The following is a 5,338-nucleotide window of genomic DNA, read 5'->3' on the forward strand; positions in this document are numbered from 1 at the left end:
TCGTGAAAGGATGTTCCGGCGGTGTCCTACTCTCCCACACCCTGTCGAGTGCAGTACCATCGGCGCTGGCAGGCTTAGCTTCCGGGTTCGGAATGGGACCGGGCGTTTCCCCACCGCTATGGCCGCCGTAACTCTATGAAACTATCCACACCCCTCCCACACTCCCGGCCGCATCCACCAAGAGCATGGTGGATGGAACGGAGAGTGTGTTCCGGGTATCTGTGTGTTGTTTCAGATACCGCACAGTGGACGCGTAGCAACCTTTGTTGGTAAGTCCTCGGCCGATTAGTACCGGTCACCTCCACACGTTACCGTGCTTCCAGTTCCGGCCTATCAACCCCATGGTCTGTGGGGGGCCTTAACCACTCGAGGTGGTGAGAAACCTCATCTTGGAACAGGCTTCCCGCTTAGATGCTTTCAGCGGTTATCCCTTCCGAACGTAGCCAACCAGCAGTGCCCTTGGCAGGACAACTGGCACACCAGAGGTTCGTCCGTCCCGGTCCTCTCGTACTAGGGACAGCCTTCCTCAAGTTTCTGACGCGCGCGGCGGATAGAGACCGAACTGTCTCACGACGTTCTAAACCCAGCTCGCGTGCCGCTTTAATGGGCGAACAGCCCAACCCTTGGGACCTACTCCAGCCCCAGGATGCGACGAGCCGACATCGAGGTGCCAAACCATCCCGTCGATATGGACTCTTGGGGAAGATCAGCCTGTTATCCCCGGGGTACCTTTTATCCGTTGAGCGACACCGCTTCCACATGCCGGTGCCGGATCACTAGTCCCGACTTTCGTCCCTGCTCGACCCGTCAGTCTCACAGTCAAGCTCCCTTGTGCACTTGCACTCGACACCTGATTGCCAACCAGGCTGAGGGAACCTTTGGGCGCCTCCGTTACATTTTAGGAGGCAACCGCCCCAGTTAAACTACCCACCAGGCACTGTCCCTGAACCCGATCAGGGTCCGAGGTTAGAAGTCCAATACGACCAGAGTGGTATTTCAACGACGACTCCACGAACACTGGCGTGCCCGCTTCACAGTCTCCCACCTATCCTACACAAACCGTACCGAACACCAATACCAAGCTATAGTGAAGGTCCCGGGGTCTTTTCGTCCTGCCGCGCGTAACGAGCATCTTTACTCGTAATGCAATTTCGCCGAGTCTGTGGTTGAGACAGCAGAGAAGTCGTTACGCCATTCGTGCAGGTCGGAACTTACCCGACAAGGAATTTCGCTACCTTAGGATGGTTATAGTTACCACCGCCGTTTACCGGGGCTTAAATTCTCAGCTTCGCGCCCGAAAGCGCTAACCGGTCCTCTTAACCTTCCGGCACCGGGCAGGCGTCAGTCCGTATACATCGTCTTACGACTTCGCACGGACCTGTGTTTTTAGTAAACAGTCGCTTCTCTCTGGTCTCTGCGACCACACCCAGCTCGGACCGTAAAGATCGTCACCAGACGTGGTCCCCCTTCTCCCGAAGTTACGGGGGCATTTTGCCGAGTTCCTTAACCACAGTTCTCTCGATCGCCTCGGTATTCTCTACCTGACCACCTGTGTCGGTTTGGGGTACGGGCCGTGTACCAACTCACTAGAGGCTTTTCTCGGCAGCATAGGATCACTGAATTCGCCTCAATCGGCTACGCATCACCTCTCAGGCACATGTTGTGCGGATTTGCCTACACAACGCCCTACCGGCTTACACCAGGTAATCCACCACCTGGCCCAGCTACCTTCCTGCGTCACCCCATCGCTTGACTACTACAGCAGGGGTCGTGCGCAGCCGCTTCAAGCTTCCCGAAGGAAGTCCATCCACATTTGGGCACTTAGCACCACTGATTCGCCATTGGGCGCGGATACACGGGTACGGGAATATCAACCCGTTGTCCATCGACTACGCCTGTCGGCCTCGCCTTAGGTCCCGACTCACCCTGGGCGGATTAACCTGGCCCAGGAACCCTTGGTCATTCGGCGGACGAGTTTCTCACTCGTCTTTCGCTACTCATGCCTGCATTCTCACTCGCACAGCCTCCACAACTAGGTCACCCCGCTGCTTCCACGGCTGCACGACGCTCCCCTACCCATCCCAGCTCCTGGCTCGAAAGCAGAATAATGCTGGAATGCCGCGGCTTCGGCGGTGTACTTGAGCCCCGCTACATTGTCGGCGCAGGATCACTTGACCAGTGAGCTATTACGCACTCTTTCAAGGGTGGCTGCTTCTAAGCCAACCTCCTGGTTGTCTTCGCGACCCCACATCCTTTTCCACTTAGTACACGCTTAGGGGCCTTAGCCGGCGATCTGGGCTGTTTCCCTCTCGACTACGAAGCTTATCCCCCGCAGTCTCACTGCCACGCTCTCACACACCGGCATTCGGAGTTTGGCTGACTTCGGTAAGCTTGTGGGCCCCCTAGGCCATCCAGTAGCTCTACCTCCGATGTGAAACACGTGACGCTGCACCTAAATGCATTTCGGGGAGAACCAGCTATCACGGAGTTTGATTGGCCTTTCACCCCTACCCACAGCTCATCCCCTCAGTTTTCAACCTAAGTGGGTTCGGGCCTCCACGACGTCTTACCGTCGCTTCACCCTGGCCATGGGTAGATCACTCCGCTTCGGGTCCATGACATGCGACTCTGGGCGCCCTATTCGGACTCGCTTTCGCTACGGCTACCCCACACGGGTTAACCTCGCCACACACCGATGACTCGCAGGCTCATTCTTCAAAAGGCACGCCATCACCCCACCACAAAAGGGAAGGCTCTGACGGATTGTAAGCGTCCGGTTTCAGGTACTATTTCACTCCCCTCCCGGGGTACTTTTCACCTTTCCCTCACGGTACTAGTCCGCTATCGGTCACCAGGGAGTATTCAGGCTTACCGGGTGGTCCCGGCAGATTCACAGCAGATTTCACGGGCCCGCTGCTACTCGGGCACCCACTACAACAGAGCACGCATTTTCGCCTACGGGATTCTCACCCTCTACGACAGGCCGTTCCAGACCACTTCGACTAACACGCACTTTTCTGACTGTTGCCTACCACGGCAGTGATAGGAAAGTGAGCCCCACTACCCCACACGTGCAACACCTGCCGGCTATCACACACGCATGGTTTAGCCTCATCCGCTTTCGCTCGCCACTACTCACGGAATCACAATTGTTTTCTCTTCCTGTGGGTACTGAGATGTTTCACTTCCCCACGTTCCCTCCCAACCGCCTATATATTCAACGGAGGGTGACACGACATCACTCGTGCCGGGTTTCCCCATTCGGAAATCCTCGGATCTCAGCTCGGTTGACAGCTCCCCGAGGCTTATCGCAGCCTCCTACGTCCTTCATCGGCTCCTGGTGCCAAGGCATCCACCGAACGCTCTTCAACACTTACAAACAAAGATGCTCGCGTCCACTGTGCAGTTCTCAAACAACACACCCACTCGAACCCCAACGCAAGACCAGCCAACCCCGAAGAGAAGCGGTATCAAGCAGACCCGAGCGGATCGTATCTTTTGCCTGGAAAGAACGTCTGTTCTTTCAGGACCCAACAGTGTGTCGATATATCAACCACAGCCGAAGACTCGGCTCCGACCCTACGCGGAAGAAGTTGTCAGCGTTCCACCCATGAGCTCCACCGAACTTCGTACGAGTCCGTAGTGGCTCTGCCAGCGACGATCCCGACTGTTCGGGACATCGACTGGAGAATGCTCCTTAGAAAGGAGGTGATCCAGCCGCACCTTCCGGTACGGCTACCTTGTTACGACTTCGTCCCAATCGCCGATCCCACCTTCGACGGCTCCCTCCCACAAGGGGTTAGGCCACCGGCTTCGGGTGTTACCGACTTTCATGACGTGACGGGCGGTGTGTACAAGGCCCGGGAACGTATTCACCGCAGCGTTGCTGATCTGCGATTACTAGCGACTCCAACTTCACGGGGTCGAGTTGCAGACCCCGATCCGAACTGAGACCGGCTTTAAGGGATTCGCTCCACCTCACGGTATCGCAGCCCTCTGTACCGGCCATTGTAGCATGTGTGAAGCCCTGGACATAAGGGGCATGATGACTTGACGTCGTCCCCACCTTCCTCCGAGTTGACCCCGGCAGTCTCCTGCGAGTCCCCACCATTACGTGCTGGCAACACAGGACAAGGGTTGCGCTCGTTGCGGGACTTAACCCAACATCTCACGACACGAGCTGACGACAGCCATGCACCACCTGTACACCGACCACAAGGGGGCCTACATCTCTGCAGGTTTCCGGTGTATGTCAAACCCAGGTAAGGTTCTTCGCGTTGCATCGAATTAATCCACATGCTCCGCCGCTTGTGCGGGCCCCCGTCAATTCCTTTGAGTTTTAGCCTTGCGGCCGTACTCCCCAGGCGGGGCGCTTAATGCGTTAGCTACGGCACGGATCCCGTGGAAGGAAACCCACACCTAGCGCCCACCGTTTACGGCGTGGACTACCAGGGTATCTAATCCTGTTCGCTACCCACGCTTTCGCTTCTCAGCGTCAGTTACTGCCCAGAGACCCGCCTTCGCCACCGGTGTTCCTCCTGATATCTGCGCATTTCACCGCTACACCAGGAATTCCAGTCTCCCCTGCAGTACTCAAGTCTGCCCGTATCGCCTGCAAGCTCACAGTTGAGCTGTGAGTTTTCACAGACGACGCGACAAACCGCCTACAAGCTCTTTACGCCCAGTAATTCCGGACAACGCTCGCACCCTACGTATTACCGCGGCTGCTGGCACGTAGTTGGCCGGTGCTTCTTCTACAGGTACCGTCACTTGCGCTTCGTCCCTGTCGAAAGAGGTTTACAACCCGAAGGCCGTCATCCCTCACGCGGCGTCGCTGCATCAGGCTTTCGCCCATTGTGCAATATTCCCCACTGCTGCCTCCCGTAGGAGTCTGGGCCGTGTCTCAGTCCCAGTGTGGCCGGTCGCCCTCTCAGGCCGGCTACCCGTCGTCGCCTTGGTAGGCCATTACCCCACCAACAAGCTGATAGGCCGCGGGCCCATCTCGCACCGATAAATCTTTCCACCCCAAGCCATGCGACAAGAGGTCATATCCGGTATTAGACCCAGTTTCCCAGGCTTATCCCGAAGTGCGAGGCAGATCACCCACGTGTTACTCACCCGTTCGCCGCTCGTGTACCCCGAAGGGCCTTACCGCTCGACTTGCATGTGTTAAGCACGCCGCCAGCGTTCGTCCTGAGCCAGGATCAAACTCTCCGTTGAAGACTCACGAAACACCCGAAGGTGAATCAGAAATATCTAAACTAGAGTCCGAAAACCCAGCAAAACAATCGCCAGCCGGAAATTAGCTGACTAAAAATGCCCGACCCTCCACACGGGG

At 56.9% G+C, this 5,338-nt stretch carries 3 rRNA genes; all 3 read right to left on the reverse strand.

What is annotated here, in order from left to right:
• Positions 1-13: 13 nt before the first annotated feature.
• The 3 genes from rrf to ACIA5H_RS37445 all read right to left on the reverse strand — a co-directional run bounded on the left by rrf (position 14) and on the right by ACIA5H_RS37445 (position 5,220).
• Positions 14-130, reverse strand: a 5S ribosomal RNA gene (gene rrf, locus ACIA5H_RS37435).
• A gap of 135 nt (positions 131-265) precedes the next feature.
• Positions 266-3,379: ribosomal RNA gene (locus tag ACIA5H_RS37440) — 23S ribosomal RNA — on the reverse strand.
• Between the two features lie 322 nt (positions 3,380-3,701).
• A 16S ribosomal RNA gene (locus ACIA5H_RS37445) occupies positions 3,702-5,220 on the reverse strand.
• The 16S, 23S and 5S rRNA genes sit together here, the layout of an rRNA operon.
• Positions 5,221-5,338: the final 118 nt, after the last annotated feature.

This window comes from Nocardia sp. NPDC051900 (assembly GCF_044452545.1).
Classification (GTDB): domain Bacteria; phylum Actinomycetota; class Actinomycetes; order Mycobacteriales; family Mycobacteriaceae; genus Nocardia; species Nocardia sichangensis.